This is a genomic window from Brevundimonas sp. AVps23W (assembly GCF_058681395.1).
Genome location: NZ_CM178738.1, coordinates 1,272,256 through 1,291,540, shown reverse-complemented (window position 1 = coordinate 1,291,540; position 19,285 = coordinate 1,272,256). Strand labels below are relative to the sequence as shown.

Sequence of the window (19,285 nt, the reverse complement as noted above, 5' to 3'; positions counted from 1 at the left end):
GCCGAAGCGTCAGAACAGGGCGGAAAGGACGTAGACGGCGAGGCCGATCAGGGCGATCCCGCCGATGATCAACCAGGGGCTCATGGCCCCGCCCTCGCCGCTGCGACGCATCAGTCCGCGTTCGCGAGGGTCGCGGTCGTCCGGATCGGTTCCTTGGGGATCGGATGCCATGAAAGGCGAACGGCGCGGCGTCGATCCTGTTCCCGCAAGAGGCGACGCAGGCTAGGATGGCCCGATGAGCGACGACTCCTATGTGTTCGAGGGCCCGGCCGAGGCCGCCGCCCCGCGCGACAACAATCCCCCCCTGTCGATCTCGGAACTGTCCTTCGCCCTGAAGCGGACGCTGGAGGAGCGATTCGGCCACGTCCGGCTGAGGGGCGAGGTGTCCAAGGTCAATCGTCACGCCTCGGGCCATATCTATCTGACCCTGAAGGACGACAAGTCGGCCATCGATGGGGTGATCTGGAAGGGATCGGTGCGCGGCCTGGGGGTCCAGCCGGAGGCGGGGCTGGAGGTCATCGTCACGGGCAAGATCACCTCGTATCCGGCGCGGTCGTCTTACCAGATCGTGATCGAGAGCATGGAGGCGGCCGGCGCCGGCGCCCTGCTTGCCCAACTCGAGCGGCTAAAGGTCCGGTTGCGCGAGGAAGGTCTGTTCGAACCGGGGCGCAAGAAGCCCCTGCCCCAGTTCCCGCGCACCATCGGTGTGATCACCAGCCCGACGGGTGCAGTGATCCGCGACGTCCTGCACCGGATCGCCGAACGCTGGCCCTGCCGAGTCATCGTCTGGCCCGTCGTGGTCCAGGGCGAGGCGGCGTGCGGCCAGGTGTCGAACGCCATTCGCGGCTTTGATGCGATGACGCCGGACGGGCCGATCCCCCGTCCTGACCTGCTGATCGTGGCGCGCGGCGGCGGCTCGGTGGAGGACCTGTGGTGCTTCAATGACGAGGCCCTGGCGCGAACAGTGGCGGCGGCGCGGATCCCGATCATCTCGGCCGTGGGGCACGAGACGGACACCACCCTGATCGACTTCGTCTCCGACCGGCGCGCGCCGACGCCCACGGGGGCGGCCGAGATGGCGACGCCCGTACTGGCGGACCTGAGATATGCGGTCGCGGACCTGGACCGGCGCATGGTCTTGGCAGGCGGGCGGTTGATCGAGGATCGGCGCACCCGGCTGAGGGCCGTGGCGCGCGGCCTGCCGGCGCGGCCGGAAGACCTGCTGGCCCTGGCGCAACAGCGGCTGGACCATGTGTCGAGCCGGCTGGGATCGGGGCTGCAACGCAATGTCTCGGTCCACGAACGGCGGCTGGCCGGCGTCGGCGGGCGACTGGGGCGCGGGCTGCTGGACCGGGCGCTGGAGCGTCGCGGCGACCGACTGTCGGCCGTGGCCGCCCGGTTCAAGCCCACGGTCGAGCGGCGGCTGACCCGCGACCAGGACCGGCTGAACGCCCTGTCGCGCGCGCTGGCGACGCTGGATCCCGGCCGGCCCAAGCCCGGATTCGCCCGTGTCGAGAACGCCGAGGGCGACTGGATCACGGCGGCGGCGAGACTGGAGCCCGGCCAGGCGGTGCGGCTGGTGTTCGGCGACGGCGCACGGGGCGCGACCGTCGACGGCGGGGATGGCCGAGTCGCGTCGCCCCCTCCGCCCAAGCCCGCACCAAGGCCGAAACCGCCGACGCCAAGCCAGGGCGACCTGTTCTGATCCGTTGCGCCAAGCCTCCGGCCCAACATGAGCCACCGACGGGACGGATTCGACAGGAATGAGCGGCGGCCGGATCATGACGCCATTCTAGCCGGCTCCCATCTCAGGCGGATTGAACGGGGCTTTCGCCGGGCAAACGCCGATGGCCGCACGAATCGCCCTGGCCGCCATTTTTCTTTTTCGATCATGAATTGGCCGACGCGAAGTTCGCTCCCGGCGGTTTTCCCTTCGCCCCGGCGCCGCTTCCTGCTAACCGCCGCCGCATGAAGATCACTCGCATCGCCCTGGCCGCCTACGGCATCGCCCTTCTGATCATCGTGCTGGACCAGCTGACCAAGGCCTGGATTCTGAGCTTGCCGGACGTGGCTTCAGTCAGCCAGATCCCGGTCGGCTATGTCTTCGCGGAGGTCCTGCCGCCGAGCCTGCGCTTCACCTTCGTGCAGAACACCGGAGTCAGCTTCGGCCTGTTCGGCGGGGGCGAGGCGCGCTGGGGGCTGACGATCTTCTCGGTCATCGTCTCGGCCGGGCTGGCCTGGTGGGCGACCCAGTCGGATCGTCGCCTGCTGATCACCGCCATCGGCTTCGTCATGGGCGGCGCCCTGGGCAATGTGATCGACCGAATCCGGTTCGGCTATGTCGTCGACTTCATCGACGTGTCGGGTACGGGCGTCTTCCCCTGGGTCTTCAACATCGCCGACAGCGCCATCACCATCGGCGTCGTCCTGCTGATTCTGGACAGCTTCCTGTCCGACAAGGCCGCCAAGGTTGGCGCGGCCCCCGAAAAGTCGTAATCACCCCGTCTTCACTATGCCAACAACGCCCGCAGAGGCGTTCCGTGCATCAGCCGATCAGAGCCTGAACCCATGCGTATTCGCAGCGTCGCCGTACTGACCCTCGCCGCCTCAGCCGCGCTCGCCGTTTCGGCCTGCGGCAGCATCAAGCAAGGCATCGGCCTGACCAAGGTCGTGCCGGACGAGTTCGTGACCGTCTCCACCGCGCCGCTGAGCGTGCCGCCCGAGTACGGCCTGCGCCCGCCCGCGCCCGGTCAGCCGCGTCCGCAAGAGCTGGCGCCCGAGAGCGCCGCACGCCAGATCCTGCTGGGTCAGCGCCAGGCGATCACCCGCACGCCGGGTGAGCAGGTCCTGGTGGCTCAGGCCGGCGCCGAACAGGCCGATCCGCTGGCCCGCTACGTCATCGACGACGAATTCGGCGACATCGCCCACAAGGATGAGAGCTTCGCCAACCGCGTGATGTTCTGGCGCAAGGACGATGCTTCGACCCAGGCGCCGACGGTGCGCCAGACGGCCGACGGCCAGCAGACGATCGACGCCTCGACCGAGGCCGCCCGGCTTCAGGCCCTGACCGGCGGCCAGCAGGCCATCACGATCCAGCCGCGCCGCAGCGGCGGTTTCAAGCTTCCGGGTCTGTAAGACCCTTCGCCCCTGTTCCAAGGACGCCTGCCACGGCGTTGGTCCTCTCGCTGTCGGAAGATAACTGATGCGTCGCGTGCTTTCCGCCCTGGCCGCCGTCTCCATCGCGGCCTCCATCCTGCCCACCGCCGCCCAGGCGCAGATGTCTCCGGGACAGCGGGAACGCGGGTCCAGCGGCCAGCAAGCCGATGGATCCGAGAATGCGCCCGCCGACCGCGCGCCGCGATTCGCGCCGCTGCGCCGCCGCGCCAACGCCGGCCCCTGCCCCTTCGTGAAGGTGCTGTACGACGCCGCCCGCTACGTCGAGCTGGAAGGCGGCCGCGCAGCCATTGCGAACGTCGGCTACACCGGTGAGATCGAAGGCGTCTCGGCCGACTGCGAATATCGCGAGAACGACCCCATCAAGCTGGACATGGACATCCTGTTCGAACTGGGCCGGGGCGAGCAGGCGAGCGAAGACCAGAAGACCTATCGCTATTGGGTCGCCGTGACCGAGCGCAACAGCGCCGTCCTGGCCAAGGAATATTTCGACCTGCCGGTGAAGTTCGACGGTCAGCGCACCGCCTCGGTCCACGAGGAGCGGAGCATCGTTATTCCGCGCGCCGGGATCGACACCAGCGGCGGCAATTTTGAAGTTCTGATCGGTTTCGACGTCACGCCTGAAATGGCCGAGTTCAACCGTTCGGGCAGCCGCTTCCGCGTCACCGCCGGAACGGCCCAAGCCTCTACGCCGAGCCAGTAATGTCTGATCTGAAGACCGTCCTCAGCGAAGCGGTCGCCGCCGCCTTCGCCGCCGAAGGCGTGGATGCGGCCCTGGCGCGCGTCACCCCGTCGGACCGCCCCGACCTGGCCGACTTCCAGTCGAACGGCGCCCTGGCCGCCGCCAAGGCGCTGAAGGCCAATCCGCGCGAGCTGGCGGGCAAGATCGCCGAGCGGCTGACCGCCGATCCGCGCTTCGCCTCGGTCGAGGTGGCGGGGCCGGGCTTCATCAATCTGAAACTGGCCGATGCGCTGCTGGCCGAACGCGCCGCAGAGGTCGCGGCCGACGCCGACCATGCCGGCGCCGCCCTCGTGGCCGATCCGCGCAAGGTGGTGATCGATTACGGCGGCCCGAACGTGGCCAAGCCGATGCACGTCGGCCATCTGCGCAGCGCCATCATCGGCGAGAGCCTGAAACGGCTGTTCCGTTTCCGGGGCGACCATGTCACCGGCGACGCCCATTTCGGCGACTGGGGCTTCCAGATGGGGCTGCTGATCGTGGCCTGTGGCGACGAAGGTCTGGCTGAAGGTTTCCTGGTCGAGGGCGAAGGGCCCTTCCCTGCCGAAAGCCCGGTCACCCTGGCCGACCTCGACCGGCTGTATCCGCTGGCCGCCGGCAAGGCCAAGGAAGACCCCGCCTTCCGCGACCGCGCGCGCAAGGCGACGGCGGAGCTGCAGAACGGCCGGCCCGGCTATCGCGCCCTTTGGAAGCATTTCGTGGCGGTCAGCCGTGAGGCGCTGAAGCGCGAGTACGGCGACCTGTCGGTCGATTTCGACCTGTGGAACGGCGAGAGCGACGCCGATCCCCTGATGCCGGAAATGCTGGCGCATCTGAAGGCGACGGGCCTGTTGGTCGAGGATGACGGCGCCCAGGTGGTGCATGTCGCCAAGCCCGGCGAGACCCGCAAGAAGAAGCTGACCGACGGCTCGGTGATCGAGGCCCCCTCGCCCCCGCCCCTGCTGGTGATCAGCTCGGAAGGCTCGGCCATGTACGGCACGACCGACCTGGCCACGATCCTGGACCGCAAGAAGGCCCTAGCTCCCGACCTGGCCCTCTATGTGGTCGACGAACGTCAGGCCGAGCATTTCGAACAGGTGTTCCGCGCCGCCTATCTGGCCGGCTACGCCGTCGAGGGATCGCTGGAGCATCTGGGCTTCGGCACCATGAACGGGCAGGACGGCAAGCCGTTCAAGACCCGCGCCGGCGGGGTGCTGAAGCTGCGCGACCTGATCGACCAGGCGACGGATAAGGCGCGCGAGCGTCTGCACGAAGCCAAGCTGGGCGACGACCTGTCGCCGGAAGAGTTCGAGGCCATCGCGCACAAGGTGGCCATCGCCGCCTTGAAGTTCGCCGACCTGTCGAACGCGCGGACCACCAGCTATGTCTTCGATCTGGACCGGTTCATGAGCTTCGAGGGCAAGACCGGCCCCTATCTGCTGTACCAGTCGGTGCGGATCAAATCCCTGCTGCGCAAGGCCGCCGAACAAGGGGCGGCGCCCGGCGCCATCGTCATCGCCGAACAGGCGGAGCGCGATCTGGCCCTGACGCTGGACGCCTTCTCGACCGCCGTGTCGGACGCCTATGACAAGCGGATGCCGCATCTGGTGGCGGAACACGCCTATCGGGTGGCGCAGTCCTTCTCGAAATTCTACGCCGCCTGCCCGGTGCTGGTCGCGCCGGACGAGGCGACGCGGGCCTCGCGCCTGGCCCTGTCGGCCGCGGCCCTGCGTCAGCTCGAGACGGCCCTGACCCTGCTGGGGATCGAGACGCCCGAACGGATGTGACCGCCGTTATGTGACCTGAAAGACGCGGACTCAGCTTCACCGCTCTGATTAACCTTCACCGGGTTCAGGGAGCGGGCGACGGATGGGGAAACCCGACGGTCAGCAGTCTAAGGGGCGTCGCTGGGGTCAGCATCGGGGCCGTATCCGCATGGCGGACGCGGCCTTGCGCCCGTTTGGCCCCGCCGATCTTACCCCGCCCTTCCTGAAGCGCCGCGCCGTGCTTTATGTCGACGGGTTCAACCTGTTTCACGCCCTGCTGGACCAGAAACGACGCGAGTGGCTGTGGCTGGACTTACAGGCCCTGGGGCGGGGGCTGATCGATCCGATGGAGCGACTGACCGGCGTGGTCTGGGTCAGCGCCCACCGCCCCCAGGCGCGGGCGCGGATGGACGCCCTGTTCCGCTATGAGGCTGCGCTGACAGCCCGGCGCGTGCGCTGTCTGATGGGCCATTTCATCGTCCATGGCGAACACTGCCGCGCCTGCGGCCATGTCTGGAGCGCGGCGACGGAGAAGCAGAGCGACGTCAACCTCGCCCTGGCGGTGGCGGACGATGTGGCGGCGAACCGTGTCGATAGCGTCTATCTGCTGACCACCGACGGAGACCATGCGGCGACCGTGCGGTTCGTGCGCGAGGCCTATCCGAACAAGCGGATCATCAGCGTCGCCCCGCCCGGACGATTTCACAACCGCCAGATCGCCAACTGGACCGACGAACTGGTGGGGATCGGACCCAATCTGCTGGCCCGGTCCATGCTGCCCGACCGGCTGAAGACGGCCAAGGGATGGATCGAACGGCCCGAGGCCTGGAGCGCCCGCCCCAGCCTGCCCCCGCCCCCCGATCCACCGCTGACCGACGACTCGGCGAAGACCAAGGCTGGACATCTGCGGCTGGTGGTGTCGAACGCCTAGCCGGCATGGTATGATTGCCGTCGCCATGAACATCCATGTCCGCAATCTCGACGAAGAAACGGTCCGCGCCCTGGAACAGAGGGCCGCGCGCAACGGCCGCTCGGCCGAGGCGGAGGTGCGCGCCATTCTGACGGCGGCTGCGGCGGTCGAGACTGCGGACAGATCCGACTGGATCCAGACGTCGGATGAGCTGCGAGCGCGTTCGGCCGGACTCAGCCACACGCCGTCCGAAATTCTGGTTCGGGAAAGCCGCGACGAAAGATGAAGGCGGTCATCGACTCCAGCGTCGTGATCAAATGGTTCGTGAAGGAGGATGATGCGGACGCATCGCTCGACCTCCGTTTTCAGCCTTTGGCTGCGCCGGACCTTCTGCTCGTGGAATGCGCCAATGTGTTCTGGAAGAAGGTTCGGCGTCAGGAATACCACGCCGATGACGCGGTCTTGGCCCTGGGAGCGATCGAGCGAGCGAACATAAGCCTGTCGCCCGCCTATGGATTGGCCTTGCGCGCGTTCGATATCGGTCGCGCGCTGGACCATGCCGTCTATGATTGTTTCTATCTGGCCCTTGCCGAACGCCTGAGCCTGCCTTTGATCACCGCCGACGCCAAACTGATGTCCAAAGCGACGCTCGAGCGCACGTCTGTCCGCGTGCTCAATCTATCAAACTGGAAGACCGCCCTCGATGCCGACTGACCTCGCCGCCTATATCGCCGGCCTGCCCAAGGCGGAGCTGCACCTGCACATCGAGGGCTCGCTGGAGCCGGAGCTGATGTTCGAACTGGCGCAGCGCAACGGGGTGTCCATCCCCTATGACAGCGTCGAGGCGGTGCGGGCAGCCTATGATTTCTCGAATCTGCAGGACTTCCTGGACATCTATTACGCCGGGGCGGCCGTGCTGCTGACCCGCAAGGATTTCGAGGATCTGGCCTTCGCCTATTTCCAGCGGGCGGCCGCCGATAACGTGCGCCACGCCGAGATCTTCTTCGATCCCCAGACCCATACCGACCGGGGCGTGGCCTTCGGCGTGGTGGTCGAGGGGCTGATCGCGGGGATGGACCGGGCCAAGGCGGAACTGGGCGTGAGTTCGGGCCTGATCCTCAGCTTCCTGCGCCACTTGACCGAGGAAGAGGCGTTCGCGACCCTGGAGGCGGCCCAACCCTATCTGCATCATTTCATCGGCGTGGGGCTGGATTCGTCGGAGGTCGGTCATCCACCGTCCAAGTTCCAGCGCGTCTTCGCCGCCGCCCGCGAGTTGGGTCTGAAACTGTGCGCCCATGCCGGGGAGGAAGGCCCGCCGGCCTATGTGCACGAGGCGCTGAACCTGCTGCACATCGACCGGATGGACCACGGCAATCGCTCGATGGAGGACGAGGCCCTGGTCGAGCGGCTGGCACGCGAGCAGATGACCCTAACCGTCTGTCCGTTGTCGAACCTGAAGCTCTGCGTGGTCGACGACCTGAAGGATCACCCCGTGCCCGAGATGCTGCGCCGGGGCCTGCACGTCACCCTGAACTCGGACGACCCGTCCTATTTCGGGGGGTATGTGAACGACAACTACAGCCGGCTGGCGGCCGCGGTGGGCCTGACGAAGGATTTGGTGACGCTGCTGGCGCGGAACAGTTTCGAGGGGTCGTTCCTGGGCGAGGCGGAGAAGGCGGCGTATCTGGCGGAGGTGGAGGCCTACGCGAAGAAAGCGTAGCCTCAACTATAAGCCCGTCATCCTCGGCCTTACGCCGAGGATGACGTTACTGAAGGGCTTGTCAGTCGGCGCGCCTGTGGCGGCGATCTGAATCACACGCCCGCGTAGGCGTCGATCTCGTAGGCCGAGCCCAGAGCGACCGGAATGCGCTGGTGCAGATGCTCGGGCTGGATGTCCAGGATGGGTTGAACCCCGTCCGTCGTCGCCTTGCCCCCGGCCTGTTCGACCAGGAAGGCCATGGGGTTGCCTTCGTACATCAGGCGCAGCTTGCCGGGCTTGGTCGGCTCGCGCTTGTCCCACGGGTACAGAAAGACGCCGCCGCGCATCAGGATGCGGTGGACGTCGGCGACCATGGCGGCGACCCAGCGCATGTTGAAGTTCTTGCCCCGCGGGCCTTCGTCGCCCTTCAACAGGTCGCCGACATAGGTCTGCACCGGCTCGGACCAGTGGCGCAGGTTCGACATGTTGATGGCGAACTCCTTGGTGTCCGGCGATATGGCGATGTCGTCGTGGGTCAGGATCCAGTCGCCGTCGTTCGACAGGGTGAAGCCCTTGACCCCCGAGCCGGTCGTCAGAACCAGCATGGTCTGGGGGCCGTACAGCGCATAAAGGGCCGCGACCTGATTGCGGCCCGGCTGCATGAAGTCGGCCTCGGTCGGCGCAGGCGTAGCGGACTTCAGCACCGAGATTATGGTGCCGACCATGGCGTTGATGTCGATGTTGGACGAGCCGTCCAGCGGATCGAACAGGACCAAATATTCGCCAGTCGGGTTGGAAGCGGGCTGGACCTCGTCCATCTCTTCCGAGGCGACGCCGGCGACGGCGGGGCAAGCCAACAGGGCGTCGGTCAGCATGTCGTTGGTCATGACGTCGAGCTTCTTCTGCTCCTCGTCCTGAACATTGATCTGGCCCGAGGCGCCCAGGGCGCCGGCCAGGGCGCCGCCGGCGACGACCTTGCTGATGTCGGCGCAGGTGGCGGCGGCGACGGTCAGGACCGTTTTCAGACCGTCCGGCGCCTCCAGGGCGGCGATATGGGCGTCAAGGCGGGTACGGTCGGCGGTCATGGGGGTCGGTCCGGTGCGGCTGGGAGCGTCGCCCAGTTCTTGGCGGGCGGATGCCGTGAGGGCAAGAGCGACCCAGACATCAGGCGCCATGAACCAGGGCGCGGCGCCCCGCCCTTCCCGGAACGCTTGACTTGGGACCGGAGTCGGTGGCTTAGGTCGGTTGCTCTCGCGGGAGAGTTCGGCGTCGGTTTTCCAAGCATTTGGAGACTGGCCCGACGCCGAAGGCGCAACCGCCCCGGAAACGCTCAGGCAAACGGACCGCGACAGCATACGGACGCTGGAAAGTCGCTCTTGATGGGCGCGCCGACGGAGCAAGGTGGTCTGACCGCCGGAATCTCTCAGGCTTCAGGACAGCGGGGGCGCGAAGACGGCGGAGCTCCGCCACCAAACGCGACCGTGAAAGCCTGAACCATGACCGACCAAGTCCTGAAAACTACGCCTCTGAACGCTGCGCACCGCGCCCTGGGCGCCCGAATGGTGGGCTTCGGCGGTTATGACATGCCGGTTCAATATGAGGGCGTCCTGGCCGAACACCGCTGGACCCGCGAACACGCCGGCCTGTTCGACGTGTCGCACATGGGACAGTGCAAGATCACCGGCGCCGACGCGACCGCCCAGTTCGAGCGGTTCGTGCCGGGCGACTATGAGATCCTGAAGGCCGGCAAACAGAAATACTCCCTGCTGCTGAACGATAAGGGCGGGATCATCGACGACCTGATGGCCGGCCGTCCCGACCACGACGGCCTGTTCGTCGTCGTCAACGCCGGCAACAAGGACGAGGACTTCGCCTTCTGGGAGGCGAACCTCGAAGGCGACGCCAAGCTGACCGTGCTGGACCGCGCCCTGATCGCCATCCAGGGACCGGAAGCCGCCGAAGTCATGGCCGCGCATGAGCCGATCCTGGCCGAAATGGGCTTCATGGAATGCGCCCGGCTGATGCTGTTCGGCGTCGACTGCTATGTCTCGCGTTCGGGCTACACCGGCGAGGACGGCTATGAGATTTCAGTGCCGGCGGACCATGCCGAGCGGGTGTGGAACACGATCCTGGAAGACGCCCGCGTCAAGCCGATCGGCCTGGGCGCTCGCGACAGCCTGCGCCTGGAAGCCGGCCTGCCGCTCCACGGCCATGACATCGACCCGACGACCAGCCCGGTGGAAGGCGCGCTGACCTTCGCCCTGTCCAAGTCGCGCAAGGAGCGGGCGGACTTCAGCGGCGCCGACCGCATCCTGAAAGAACTGGCCGATACGCCCGCGCGCGTCCGCATCGGCCTGATCGTCAAGGAAGGCGCCCCGGCCCGTGAAGGCGCCGAGATCGCCGACGCCGACGGCAATGTCATCGGCAAGGTCACCTCAGGCGGCCCCTCCCCCACCCTGGGCAAGAACATCGCCATGGGCTTCGCGCCGCCGGCCTATGCCGCGCTGGGCACGGAGCTGAAGGTCATCGTGCGCGGCAAGTCCGCCGCCGCCGAAGTCGTCGCCATGCCCTTCGTGGCGCAACGCTATTACCGGAAGCCGAAGGCGTAACGCCCTCTTCTTCCGTCACCCTAGGCCTTGTGCCTAGGGTCCATAAACACCGACGCCCGCCGTCGGATCACGGCTTCCGACACCGGGAGTCTGGATCCTAGGCACAAGGCCTAGGATGACAAGTTTAAACATCGGGCCGCTTGCGGGCGGGTCTTGCGAGGATAGACAGATGAAATTCACCAAGGATCACGAGTGGGTCAGCCTGGACGGCGACATCGCCACCGTGGGCATCTCGAAGCACGCCGCCGACGCCCTGGGCGACGTGGTGTTCGTTGAAGTGCCTGAGGTCGGCAAGACGGTGGCTAAGGGAAGCAGCTTCGCCGTGGTCGAGAGCGTCAAGGCCGCCTCGGACGTCTACGCCCCCGTCTCGGGCGAAGTGGTCGAGGCCAACGACGCCCTGTCCACCGCCCCGGAAACCGTCAACGCCGCCCCGGAAGCGGACGGCTGGTTCGCCAAGATCAAGGTGTCGGACGCCTCGGAGCTGGACGCCCTGATGGACCAGGCCGCCTACGACGCCTTCCTCGCCACCCTCTAAGCCCCATCGGACCCGCTGATTAAGAGTCAGCGGGTCTTCGGCCTTTCATGGCCCAGGACAAGACCATGCGTTATCTCCCCCTGACGCCCGACGACCGCACGGCGATGCTCGCCGCCATCGGCGCGAAATCGATCGACGACCTGTTCGTGGACGTGCCCGAGGCGGCGCGGCTGGACGGACCGGTGGACCTGCCGCGCGTGGCCGGCGAGCTGGAGGTCGAGCGCGCCCTGTCCGCCATGGCGGCCAAGAACGCCACGGCCGGCGCCGTGCCCTTCTTCTGCGGCGCAGGGGCCTATAAGCACCACGTCCCCGCGACGGTGGATCACGTGATCCAGCGGTCCGAGTTCCTGACCAGCTACACCCCCTACCAGCCGGAAATCGCGCAAGGGACCCTGCAGTACCTGTACGAATTCCAGACCCAGGTCGCGAACCTGACCGGCATGCCGGTGGCCAACGCCAGCCTGTATGACGGCTCGACCGCCATGGCCGAGGGCGTGCTGATGGCGACCCGCGTGACCCGTCGCAACAAGGCGGTGATCTCGGGCGGCGTCCACCCCCACTACGTCAAGGCGACCGAGACCGTGGTCCACGCCGTCGGCGTCGAGACCCAGGTTCTGGCCGCCGCCGTGGACGCCGAGGCCGCCGTGATCGACCAGATCGGTCCCGACACCGCCTGCGTCGTGGTTCAGACCCCGAACGTCTTCGGCACGGCGACCGATGTGACCAAGATCGCCGAGGCCGCCCACGCCGCCGGCGCCCTGCTGATCGTCGTGGTCACCGAGGCGGTGTCCATGGGCCTGTTGAAGTCGCCCGGCGAGATGGGCGCGGATATCGTCGCGGCCGAGGGCCAGTCGATCGGCAACGCCCTGAACTTCGGCGGTCCCTATGTCGGCCTGTTCGCCACGCGCGAAAAGCTGATCCGTCAGATGCCCGGCCGCCTGACCGGCGAGACCGTGGACGCCGACGGCGAGCGCGGCTTCGTCCTGACCCTGTCGACGCGCGAGCAGCATATCCGCCGCGACAAGGCGACGTCGAACATCTGCACCAATTCCGGCCTCTGCACCCTGGCCTTCACCATCCACATGAGCCTGCTGGGCGAGACGGGCCTGCGCAAACTGGCCCTGCTGAACCACGAAAAGGCCGTCGCCACCCGCGACGCCCTGGCCGCCATTCCCGGCGTCGAGATCCTGACCGACCGGTTCTTCAACGAGTTCGCGGTTCGCCTGCCCAAGAATGCGGCCGAGGTCGTGGATGCTCTGGCCAGCCACCACATCCTGGCCGGCGTGCCCTACAGCCGCCTGGCCCCCGCAGCGGGCATGGACGACGTCCTGCTGGTCGCTGCGACCGAGACGACCCTGGATGCCGACATCCACATCCTCGCCAAGTCGCTGAACAAGGTGCTTGGTCATTGAAAGCCCGCAACCCCTACCCCTTCACTCTGGACGAGCAGGACGCGATCAGGTTCTTCGGAATCTGCGGCTACAGGTTTGCACACGACACCAAGAAGGCGATCGCGTTTTATAGCGACACTCGCCAAGACTGGGCATATTTCAATCGTGAGCTGCCCGGCACCAACGTCGTGATCGCTTTGAAAGGCCGACCGATGCCTTCAACAGCGACGGTGCCGGAGCTGAGATCGAGCTCGAATTTCCCGCATCTTCCCAAAGGACCGACGAGCCGGGGTGGCAATGAGCACCAAGGCCACCAGTTCAACCTTCCGCACGCTTCCCACCTTCCAGAACTGCTGACCCAGTTGAACGGAACTGTCCCATGAGCACCATGAACACCGTCGGCCGCCCGACCGCTCCGAACCAAGTCCAGACCAAGCCCGCCACCTTGAGCGGCGGCCGCGGCCTGTTGCAGAACGAAGCCCTGATCTTCGAGGGCGACGGCTGGGGCAAGACCGGCGTCGATCTGCCGGAACCCAAGACTGATGCGTCCGACCTGGGCGACCTGGTCCGCAAGGATCCGATCGGCCTGCCCGGCCTGTCCGAGCCCGAGGCCATGCGCCACTATGTGCGCCTGTCGCAGAAGAACCACGCCATCGACCTGGCCATCTATCCGCTGGGCTCGTGCACGATGAAGCACAACCCGCGCCTGAACGAGAAGATGGCGCGCCTGGCCGGCTTCTCGGACATCCACCCGCTGCAACCGATCTCGACGGTTCAGGGCGCGCTGGAGCTGATGGATGCGCTGGCGCACTGGCTGAAGACCCTGACCGGCATGCCCGCCGTCGCCCTGTCGCCCAAGGCGGGCGCGCACGGCGAACTGTGCGGCCTGATGGCCATTCGCGCGGCGCACGAGGCCTCGGGCCAGCATGAGAAGCGCCGCAAGGTGCTGGTGCCCACCAGCGCCCACGGCACCAACCCGGCCACCGCCGCCTTCGTCGGCTACACCGTCGTCGAGGTCGCCCAGACCGAGGACGGCCGCGTGGACGTGGCCGACCTGGCCGCCAAGCTGGGCGACGACGTCGCCGCCATCATGGTGACCAATCCCAACACCTGCGGCCTGTTCGAGCGCGACATCCTGGAGATCAGCCGCCTGACGCACGCGGCCGGCGCCTATTTCTACTGCGACGGCGCCAACTTCAACGCCATCGTCGGCCGGGTTCGTCCGGGCGATCTGGGCGTGGACGCCATGCACATCAACCTCCACAAGACCTTCTCGACGCCGCACGGCGGCGGCGGTCCGGGCGCGGGTCCGGTGGTGCTGTCGGAGGCGCTGGCGCCCTTCGCCCCGGCGCCCTGGGTCGTGCACGACGAGGACGGCTATCGCCTGATCGAGCGCGAGGAAGACGAGGCCGAGCAGGCCTTCGGCCGCCTGTGCGCCTTCCAGGGCCAGATGGGCATGTATGTACGCGCCCTGTCCTACATGATGTCGCACGGCGCGGACGGCCTGCGTCAGGTGGCCGAGGATGCGGTGCTGAACGCCAACTACATCAAGGCCCGGCTCGGTGATTTGATGTCGGCGGCCTTCCCCGACGGCCCCTGCATGCACGAGGCCCTGTTCGACGACGAATGGCTGAAGGGCACCGACATCACCACGCTCGACTTCGCCAAGGCGATGATCGACGAGGGCTTCCACCCGATGACCATGTATTTCCCGCTGGTCGTCCACGGCGCCATGCTGATCGAGCCGACGGAAACAGAGTCCAAGGCCGAACTGGACCGCTTCATCGAGGCCATGCGCCTGCTGGCCCAGGCGGCGAAGGCCGGCGACGTGGACCGTTTCAAGGGCGCGCCCTTCCATGCGCCGCTGAAGCGCCTGGACGAAACCCGCGCCGCCCGCTCGCCGGTGCTGCGCTGGTCCGCGCCGGCGGGTTCGAACCAGGCGGCTTAAGGGCGACGAATATAAGTCCCGTCATCCTAGGGCTTGTCCCTAGGATCCATACTCCCGGTGTCTGACGAAGGCGCACTCTGCCGATAGACCGGGAGTATGGATCCTCGCCACAAGGGCGAGGATGACGGAGGTTGAGATGGCGACCGACCCTTATCGTGTCCTGACGGCAACATCCCGGAACCCTTGGTCAATCATGACCAAAGCTTCACATCCCAGACACGGATCGGCCATGGACACACGGTCTTAACGTCGCTGTGGCAGGTTGGCCACGGTCGCTCTTTCCCCTCCCAAGCCGGGATCGGGCGACCGTGACAGTCGTTGTCACTGGGTCTCCTCCTCCCTGTTTGTCTGGCGCCGTCTTGACCGCAACTGCGATCCGCCTTCCGTCTCCCCGCTCGCGCAGCCGCACGCTGCGCGCGCTGAAGCGCTGGGCGTTGATGGGCGGAGGGGTGTTCGTGGTCCTGCTGGGCATTCTGATCGCGCCCCTGCCCGGCCCCGGCGGCGTGCCCGTCATTGCGGTCGGCCTGATGCTGATCCTCAAAAGCTCCTTCTGGGCCAAGCGGCTGTTCATCCGCGCCCAGTATGCGCGGCCCAAATGGGTCTATCCTTTCCGCCGCCTGATGCGCCGCAAGCCCGAGTTCGCGCCGGTCTTCTGGCAGCAGGCCCTTCGCGCCGAGAAGGTCGTGCTTAAGAGACCCCGCCGACGCCTGATCTGGGCGCGCAAAAGCCTGCGTCGCTATTTCCGTAAGCTTTTCCGCTAGTTCGAGAATATTTCGCGGCTGCGTTGCTGCAACCGCTAACCACATCATCGTGAACGCCGTTCTCCCTCTACAGGCGTATTCTCTGTGAGCGTTATCAGAGAACCACTCATGCGTTGGGAGGCGCTAAGGTCATGATGTCACGCGTACAAAAGGGGTTGATTGCGGGTGTAGCCGCGACCATCGCCGTTTCCCTGCTTGAAATACCCAATCTGTTCCTGAACTGGTTCGACCCCTTCCAGGGGGTCATCGCCACCATGATCGGCATGCCCGGCAATCTGGCTGTCGGCTGGGCCATCCATGCCTTCAGCGGCGTCTTCGTCCTGGGGCCGCTGTTCGGGTTGATGTGCCCCCGGCTGCCCACAGACACCCCGGAGACCAAGGGCATCGTCTTCGCCGTCGGCGCCTGGGTCGTGATGATGGGCGCCATCATGACGTTCGGAGACTACCGCACCTTCACGGCGGCGGCGGGCTTCGGCACCATCGGCTGGCTGCTGATCACCCATGCGGTGTTCGGCATAGTGTTGGGCAATGTCTACGCCCGGCTGGTTACGCGCGAAAAGCGTCACGCAGCGCACTTCATGGGCGGCGCCACCGCCCACTGAGGCCCGATCCATGGAGGTCCGGCGCAAGCCGGGCTTCCTGGGGCGGACGCGCCGGGCGGGCCTGACACCGTCCCGGTGCGTCCGTCTTTCCTACATGGGAGAACCAACGAGGCGGCGGACCCAAAGGGGCCAGGGCGCGTTCACCGACTATGACAGATCCCGAAGACCGCCCGAACAGCTCCAGTCGCCGCAGCAAGGACGGTCCGCCCTTCCGGATCATGGTGGGCGTCATCGTCTTTATCGTGGTGATGATCGCCGTGGTTCTGACGGTCAGCGGCATGGTGACGTCGTAACCGCTCCCTGAAACGACTTCGGCCGAAACTGCTCACGCAGTTTCGGCCGAATAGCGCCGGCGAGGCGCTCAGTCACAGAGCCGTTGAAACGGTCAGTTCAGTCGGTCGCCGATCTGGGCGATGGCGGCATCCAGCAGCGGGTCCTTGGCGCCGCCGGCGAGGCGGGCGGCCAGGATTTGTTCCGCAGCCTTGGCGGCCAGGTCGGCGGCGGCGGCCTTCACCTCGGCCGAAGCCTGGGCTTCGGCTTGAGCAATGCGGGTCTCGGCCATCTTCTGGCGACGGGCCAGGGTCTCTTCCAGCTTGGCCTTGGACTCGACTTCCAGACGACGGGCGTCGGCTTCCGCCTGGGCCATCATCTCGGCGGCCTGGGCCTCGGCCTCGGCCTTCTCCTTGCGGATCTGGGCCAGCAGGGCCTCGGCCTCGGCGCGCAGACGGGCAGCCTCGTCCAGGTCGGCCTGGATCTTGGCCGCCTTGGCGTCCAGGGCTGCGGCGGCCATCCTGGGCACGCCGGCCAGGACGAGGATGCCAAGGAAGATCAGCAGGCCTACGCCGACCCAGAGTTCCGGGTTGGAGATATCCCAGAAATGAAGCGTCAGGAATGCGGGCATATCAGGCGACTCCCTTCAGCACGGTATCGATTTCCAACTTGGTGGCGGCCTTACCGGTCAGTCGTTCGATCATGGCTGCAGTAGCGTCAGACGCGATGGCGGCCACATTACTCATAGCCGCGTCACGCTTCTTGACGATCACGGCCTCGGCTTCAGCGATCCGCCCGTTGACCACGGCCTCTTCTGCGGTTTGACGCGCATTCGCCTCTTCGGTCACGCGCGCCTTGGCGGCGGCGGCAGTGGCGCGAGCGTCGGCACGCGCCTTGGCGACTTCCGCCTGAGCGGCGGCCGCCTGACGCTGGGCCTCATCCTGAACAGCACGAGCAGCTTGAACGGCTTCGGCTATCGTGTCAGCGCGTTCATCCTGAACGGCCCGCAGCCTAGGCAGGAATACCTTCGACAGCAGCACATAGAGGACGACGAAGATGATCAGCAGCCAAGCGATCTGTCCCGCCCAATGCTGCATCTCAAGCTGCGGCAGACCGCCGCCGCCATGTCCTTCGGCGCCTTCGTGGGCGCCGGCGGTCGCGGCGCCATGAGTCTCAATGTCATGCACGTCCGCCGAAGCGGACGCAGTCTGGGAAGCCATGGGCGCCACCTGAATTACGAAACGTCGAAGGCGGACGACGACTTCCGTCGCGCCCGCCTTCACTAAGGGTCGCTGTTTAGAGGAACAGCATCAGCAAGCCGAGCACGAAGGCGAAGATGCCCAGAGCTTCAGCCAGGGCCGCGCCCAGGATCAGGTTGGTGAACTGGCTGGCGGCGGCCGACGGATTCCGCAGGGCGCCTTGCAGGAAGCCCGAGAAGATTGCGCCGACGCCCAGCGCCGAACCGATCATGCCGAGGGTGGCGAGACCAGCGCCGATGTACTTTGCAGCTTCAGCATCCATTGTAGTCATTCCCGATTTATAAAGTGGGGTTGGAGATTAGGGTTGGCGGGCTGGATCAGTGCTGATCCAGGTGCACGACATCGTTCAGATAAACGGTGGTCAGAACGGCGAAGACAAAGGCCTGAAGGAAGGCGACCAAGAACTCAAGAGCAGTTAGGGCGACGACGCCGCTCAGCGCGAGCGCAGCGCCGGGAATGCCGAGGAACCCAAGACCGCCCGAGGCAGCCATGGCGCCGAGCGAAACTACGAAGCCGGCGAACACCTTGAGAGCCACGTGCCCCCCCAGCATGTTCCCAAAAAGACGCAAGGCCAGAGACACTGGGCGCAGCAGGAACGAGATCACTTCGATCGGCGTCACAAGGATCAACATATAGATCGGCACGCCGGTCGGGACGAACAGCTTGAAGAACCTGAGGCCGTTCTTACCGAACCCTACCGCCAGCACCATCAGAATGGTCAAGGCAGCAAAGGTCGCGGTCACGGCGACCTGCGAAGTGGCGGTAAAGACCGTGAACATACCGAGCAGGTTCAGGGCCAGGATGAAGACGAACAAGGTGAACACGAAGGGGAAGAATGTACGCCCCTCCTTGCCCATGATGCTCGTCGTCAGATTATCGATAAAGCCGAACGCGCCTTCCCCGACCGCCTGGAGGCGCCCAGGAACCATCTGAGGGCGAGCCGTTACGGCGGCGAAGAAAAGCACGATCAGCGCAGCGCCGACCATCATAGCCAAAACGGAATTCGTGATGGAAAAATCCACCGCGCCTACGCCGGGTATCGTCACAGCCGGAAGGTCAAAAACCTTCTCGACTTTGAACTGGTGCATCGGATCGGCCATGGGGCCTTACGCTCCTCGCTCATCATCTTCATCGTCAAAGGGAACCGACATCGGTTCACCTTCCAATTTAGCTAGGGCCTCCAGACGTTTGGCAGTGCGCCAAGCCATCCAGACCGACACAGCGAAGCCCAAAAGGACGCCCCCGATCGTTCCCCAAGGAACGGTGCCGGCGAACCGGTCCACTCCAATTCCCAAAACCAGCCCGACAAACACACCCCCGAAAAGATCGGCGAGAATCTTCCAAGCCTGGCTGGACGCCGCATGGCCCGCAGCCTCGTGAGAGGCCTGATTCTCGACCCGCGCCTCCAATGCGGATGCGCTGTCTTGGAGGCGTTTGATCGCCTCTTCGCGCGATTCCGACATAGGGGACAGGACCTGTGCGTTCAGCGCTCAAACAATGTGTTCGGGCGGGTCTGAATTCGGCGCGGAAACTAATCGTGAGCGGCCGGTTGGTCAAGGCGTCGTGATCGGAAGCTAAATCTTTGTTCGGCTTGACCTTTCGTCCAGAACAGCATGACCGTGGCGATGCGTCGCTGTCTGAGG

23 protein-coding genes and 2 riboswitches are annotated in these 19,285 nt (G+C 66.1%); of the genes, 17 read left to right on the top strand and 6 right to left on the bottom strand.

The window, feature by feature from the left end; translation table 11 throughout:
* Window positions 1–235: 235 nt before the first annotated feature.
* The 9 genes from xseA to ACW177_RS06250 all read left to right on the top strand — a co-directional run bounded on the left by xseA (window position 236) and on the right by ACW177_RS06250 (window position 8,288).
* On the top strand, window positions 236–1,705 hold the full coding sequence (xseA, locus tag ACW177_RS06290; RefSeq protein ID WP_492027749.1) for an exodeoxyribonuclease VII large subunit: 1,470 nt from the start codon (window positions 236–238) through the stop codon (window positions 1,703–1,705).
* Window positions 1,706–1,968: 263 nt separating this feature from the next.
* Window positions 1,969–2,496 (top strand): signal peptidase II, encoded by a 528-nt coding sequence (lspA, locus tag ACW177_RS06285; protein ID WP_492028094.1) that lies wholly within the window; start codon window positions 1,969–1,971, stop codon window positions 2,494–2,496.
* Window positions 2,497–2,568: 72 nt separating this feature from the next.
* Window positions 2,569–3,135 (top strand): DUF3035 domain-containing protein, encoded by a 567-nt coding sequence (locus ACW177_RS06280; RefSeq protein WP_492027748.1) that lies wholly within the window; start codon window positions 2,569–2,571, stop codon window positions 3,133–3,135.
* A gap of 67 nt (window positions 3,136–3,202) precedes the next feature.
* Window positions 3,203–3,877: a Tat pathway signal sequence domain protein gene (locus ACW177_RS06275; protein WP_492027747.1), complete on the top strand. Its 675-nt coding sequence runs from the start codon at window positions 3,203–3,205 to the stop codon at window positions 3,875–3,877.
* A complete protein-coding gene (gene argS / locus ACW177_RS06270; protein ID WP_492027746.1) occupies window positions 3,877–5,679 on the top strand; it encodes an arginine--tRNA ligase in 1,803 nt (600 codons plus the stop codon). The genes ACW177_RS06275 and argS overlap by 1 nt, the downstream gene beginning before the upstream one ends.
* A gap of 82 nt (window positions 5,680–5,761) precedes the next feature.
* Entirely contained in the window at window positions 5,762–6,589 is an 828-nt protein-coding gene (locus tag ACW177_RS06265; RefSeq protein ID WP_492027745.1) for a PIN domain-containing protein, read from the top strand.
* A gap of 25 nt (window positions 6,590–6,614) precedes the next feature.
* Window positions 6,615–6,854: a FitA-like ribbon-helix-helix domain-containing protein gene (locus tag ACW177_RS06260; protein WP_492027744.1), complete on the top strand. Its 240-nt coding sequence runs from the start codon at window positions 6,615–6,617 to the stop codon at window positions 6,852–6,854.
* Window positions 6,851–7,282, top strand: a complete 432-nt coding sequence (locus ACW177_RS06255) for a type II toxin-antitoxin system VapC family toxin (RefSeq protein WP_492027743.1) — start codon at window positions 6,851–6,853, stop codon at window positions 7,280–7,282. The genes ACW177_RS06260 and ACW177_RS06255 overlap by 4 nt, the downstream gene beginning before the upstream one ends.
* The gene (locus ACW177_RS06250) at window positions 7,272–8,288 is read left to right on the top strand and encodes an adenosine deaminase (protein ID WP_492027742.1); all 1,017 of its coding nucleotides are present in this window, start codon (window positions 7,272–7,274) and stop codon (window positions 8,286–8,288) included. The genes ACW177_RS06255 and ACW177_RS06250 overlap by 11 nt, the downstream gene beginning before the upstream one ends.
* A gap of 92 nt (window positions 8,289–8,380) precedes the next feature.
* Here ACW177_RS06250 and ACW177_RS06245 read toward each other — a convergent pair whose 3' ends face one another.
* Entirely contained in the window at window positions 8,381–9,352 is a 972-nt protein-coding gene (locus ACW177_RS06245) for a class 1 fructose-bisphosphatase (protein ID WP_492027741.1), read from the bottom strand.
* Between the two features lie 159 nt (window positions 9,353–9,511).
* Window positions 9,512–9,623: riboswitch (glycine riboswitch) on the top strand.
* 4 nt (window positions 9,624–9,627) lie between these two features.
* Window positions 9,628–9,708: riboswitch (glycine riboswitch) on the top strand.
* A 55-nt stretch (window positions 9,709–9,763) separates the two neighbouring features.
* Between ACW177_RS06245 and gcvT the strand changes: the two genes are divergently transcribed.
* The 8 genes from gcvT to ACW177_RS06205 all read left to right on the top strand — a co-directional run bounded on the left by gcvT (window position 9,764) and on the right by ACW177_RS06205 (window position 16,406).
* Window positions 9,764–10,876: a glycine cleavage system aminomethyltransferase GcvT gene (gene gcvT / locus ACW177_RS06240; RefSeq protein WP_492027740.1), complete on the top strand. Its 1,113-nt coding sequence runs from the start codon at window positions 9,764–9,766 to the stop codon at window positions 10,874–10,876.
* A gap of 169 nt (window positions 10,877–11,045) precedes the next feature.
* The gene (gene gcvH / locus ACW177_RS06235) at window positions 11,046–11,411 is read left to right on the top strand and encodes a glycine cleavage system protein GcvH (protein WP_492027739.1); all 366 of its coding nucleotides are present in this window, start codon (window positions 11,046–11,048) and stop codon (window positions 11,409–11,411) included.
* 65 nt (window positions 11,412–11,476) lie between these two features.
* Complete coding sequence (gene gcvPA / locus ACW177_RS06230) at window positions 11,477–12,823, top strand: aminomethyl-transferring glycine dehydrogenase subunit GcvPA (RefSeq protein WP_492027738.1); 1,347 nt, start codon at window positions 11,477–11,479, stop codon at window positions 12,821–12,823.
* Window positions 12,820–13,185: a hypothetical protein gene (locus ACW177_RS06225; RefSeq protein ID WP_492027737.1), complete on the top strand. Its 366-nt coding sequence runs from the start codon at window positions 12,820–12,822 to the stop codon at window positions 13,183–13,185. Before gcvPA ends, ACW177_RS06225 begins: the two co-directional genes overlap by 4 nt.
* On the top strand, window positions 13,182–14,750 hold the full coding sequence (gene gcvPB, locus ACW177_RS06220) for an aminomethyl-transferring glycine dehydrogenase subunit GcvPB (RefSeq protein WP_492027736.1): 1,569 nt from the start codon (window positions 13,182–13,184) through the stop codon (window positions 14,748–14,750). Before ACW177_RS06225 ends, gcvPB begins: the two co-directional genes overlap by 4 nt.
* Before the next feature lie 359 nt (window positions 14,751–15,109).
* Window positions 15,110–15,511, top strand: a complete 402-nt coding sequence (locus ACW177_RS06215) for a hypothetical protein (protein ID WP_492027735.1) — start codon at window positions 15,110–15,112, stop codon at window positions 15,509–15,511.
* A gap of 131 nt (window positions 15,512–15,642) precedes the next feature.
* Complete coding sequence (locus tag ACW177_RS06210; protein WP_492027734.1) at window positions 15,643–16,113, top strand: DUF6789 family protein; 471 nt, start codon at window positions 15,643–15,645, stop codon at window positions 16,111–16,113.
* Between the two features lie 149 nt (window positions 16,114–16,262).
* Window positions 16,263–16,406: a hypothetical protein gene (locus ACW177_RS06205; protein ID WP_492027733.1), complete on the top strand. Its 144-nt coding sequence runs from the start codon at window positions 16,263–16,265 to the stop codon at window positions 16,404–16,406.
* Window positions 16,407–16,498: 92 nt separating this feature from the next.
* Here ACW177_RS06205 and ACW177_RS06200 read toward each other — a convergent pair whose 3' ends face one another.
* The 5 genes from ACW177_RS06200 to ACW177_RS06180 all read right to left on the bottom strand — a co-directional run bounded on the left by ACW177_RS06200 (window position 16,499) and on the right by ACW177_RS06180 (window position 19,105).
* Entirely contained in the window at window positions 16,499–17,014 is a 516-nt protein-coding gene (locus ACW177_RS06200) for a F0F1 ATP synthase subunit B (protein WP_492027732.1), read from the bottom strand.
* Window position 17,015: 1 nt separating this feature from the next.
* Window positions 17,016–17,603, bottom strand: a complete 588-nt coding sequence (locus tag ACW177_RS06195; RefSeq protein ID WP_492027731.1) for a F0F1 ATP synthase subunit B family protein — start codon at window positions 17,601–17,603, stop codon at window positions 17,016–17,018.
* A 76-nt stretch (window positions 17,604–17,679) separates the two neighbouring features.
* Entirely contained in the window at window positions 17,680–17,904 is a 225-nt protein-coding gene (locus tag ACW177_RS06190) for a F0F1 ATP synthase subunit C (RefSeq protein WP_492027730.1), read from the bottom strand.
* A gap of 55 nt (window positions 17,905–17,959) precedes the next feature.
* On the bottom strand, window positions 17,960–18,742 hold the full coding sequence (locus ACW177_RS06185; RefSeq protein WP_492027729.1) for a F0F1 ATP synthase subunit A: 783 nt from the start codon (window positions 18,740–18,742) through the stop codon (window positions 17,960–17,962).
* Window positions 18,743–18,748: 6 nt separating this feature from the next.
* A complete protein-coding gene (locus ACW177_RS06180) occupies window positions 18,749–19,105 on the bottom strand; it encodes an AtpZ/AtpI family protein (RefSeq protein WP_492027728.1) in 357 nt (118 codons plus the stop codon).
* Between the last annotated feature and the right edge of the window lie 180 nt (window positions 19,106–19,285).

What these genes read in the sequence shown, in the direction of transcription:
- xseA (WP_492027749.1), top strand. Translation starts at nt 236, where the DNA reads ATGAGCGACGACTCCTATGTGTTCGAGGGCCCGGCCGAGGCCGCCGCC.
- lspA (WP_492028094.1), top strand. Translation starts at nt 1,969, where the DNA reads ATGAAGATCACTCGCATCGCCCTGGCCGCCTACGGCATCGCCCTTCTG.
- ACW177_RS06280 (WP_492027748.1), top strand. Translation starts at nt 2,569, where the DNA reads ATGCGTATTCGCAGCGTCGCCGTACTGACCCTCGCCGCCTCAGCCGCG.
- ACW177_RS06275 (WP_492027747.1), top strand. Translation starts at nt 3,203, where the DNA reads ATGCGTCGCGTGCTTTCCGCCCTGGCCGCCGTCTCCATCGCGGCCTCC.
- argS (WP_492027746.1), top strand. Translation starts at nt 3,877, where the DNA reads ATGTCTGATCTGAAGACCGTCCTCAGCGAAGCGGTCGCCGCCGCCTTC.
- ACW177_RS06265 (WP_492027745.1), top strand. Translation starts at nt 5,762, where the DNA reads ATGGGGAAACCCGACGGTCAGCAGTCTAAGGGGCGTCGCTGGGGTCAG.
- ACW177_RS06260 (WP_492027744.1), top strand. Translation starts at nt 6,615, where the DNA reads ATGAACATCCATGTCCGCAATCTCGACGAAGAAACGGTCCGCGCCCTG.
- ACW177_RS06255 (WP_492027743.1), top strand. Translation starts at nt 6,851, where the DNA reads ATGAAGGCGGTCATCGACTCCAGCGTCGTGATCAAATGGTTCGTGAAG.
- ACW177_RS06250 (WP_492027742.1), top strand. Translation starts at nt 7,272, where the DNA reads ATGCCGACTGACCTCGCCGCCTATATCGCCGGCCTGCCCAAGGCGGAG.
- ACW177_RS06245 (WP_492027741.1), bottom strand. Translation starts at nt 9,352, where the DNA reads ATGACCGCCGACCGTACCCGCCTTGACGCCCATATCGCCGCCCTGGAG.
- gcvT (WP_492027740.1), top strand. Translation starts at nt 9,764, where the DNA reads ATGACCGACCAAGTCCTGAAAACTACGCCTCTGAACGCTGCGCACCGC.
- gcvH (WP_492027739.1), top strand. Translation starts at nt 11,046, where the DNA reads ATGAAATTCACCAAGGATCACGAGTGGGTCAGCCTGGACGGCGACATC.
- gcvPA (WP_492027738.1), top strand. Translation starts at nt 11,477, where the DNA reads ATGCGTTATCTCCCCCTGACGCCCGACGACCGCACGGCGATGCTCGCC.
- gcvPB (WP_492027736.1), top strand. Translation starts at nt 13,182, where the DNA reads ATGAGCACCATGAACACCGTCGGCCGCCCGACCGCTCCGAACCAAGTC.
- ACW177_RS06210 (WP_492027734.1), top strand. Translation starts at nt 15,643, where the DNA reads ATGATGTCACGCGTACAAAAGGGGTTGATTGCGGGTGTAGCCGCGACC.
- ACW177_RS06205 (WP_492027733.1), top strand. Translation starts at nt 16,263, where the DNA reads ATGACAGATCCCGAAGACCGCCCGAACAGCTCCAGTCGCCGCAGCAAG.
- ACW177_RS06200 (WP_492027732.1), bottom strand. Translation starts at nt 17,014, where the DNA reads ATGCCCGCATTCCTGACGCTTCATTTCTGGGATATCTCCAACCCGGAA.
- ACW177_RS06195 (WP_492027731.1), bottom strand. Translation starts at nt 17,603, where the DNA reads ATGGCTTCCCAGACTGCGTCCGCTTCGGCGGACGTGCATGACATTGAG.
- ACW177_RS06190 (WP_492027730.1), bottom strand. Translation starts at nt 17,904, where the DNA reads ATGGATGCTGAAGCTGCAAAGTACATCGGCGCTGGTCTCGCCACCCTC.
- ACW177_RS06185 (WP_492027729.1), bottom strand. Translation starts at nt 18,742, where the DNA reads ATGGCCGATCCGATGCACCAGTTCAAAGTCGAGAAGGTTTTTGACCTT.
- ACW177_RS06180 (WP_492027728.1), bottom strand. Translation starts at nt 19,105, where the DNA reads ATGTCGGAATCGCGCGAAGAGGCGATCAAACGCCTCCAAGACAGCGCA.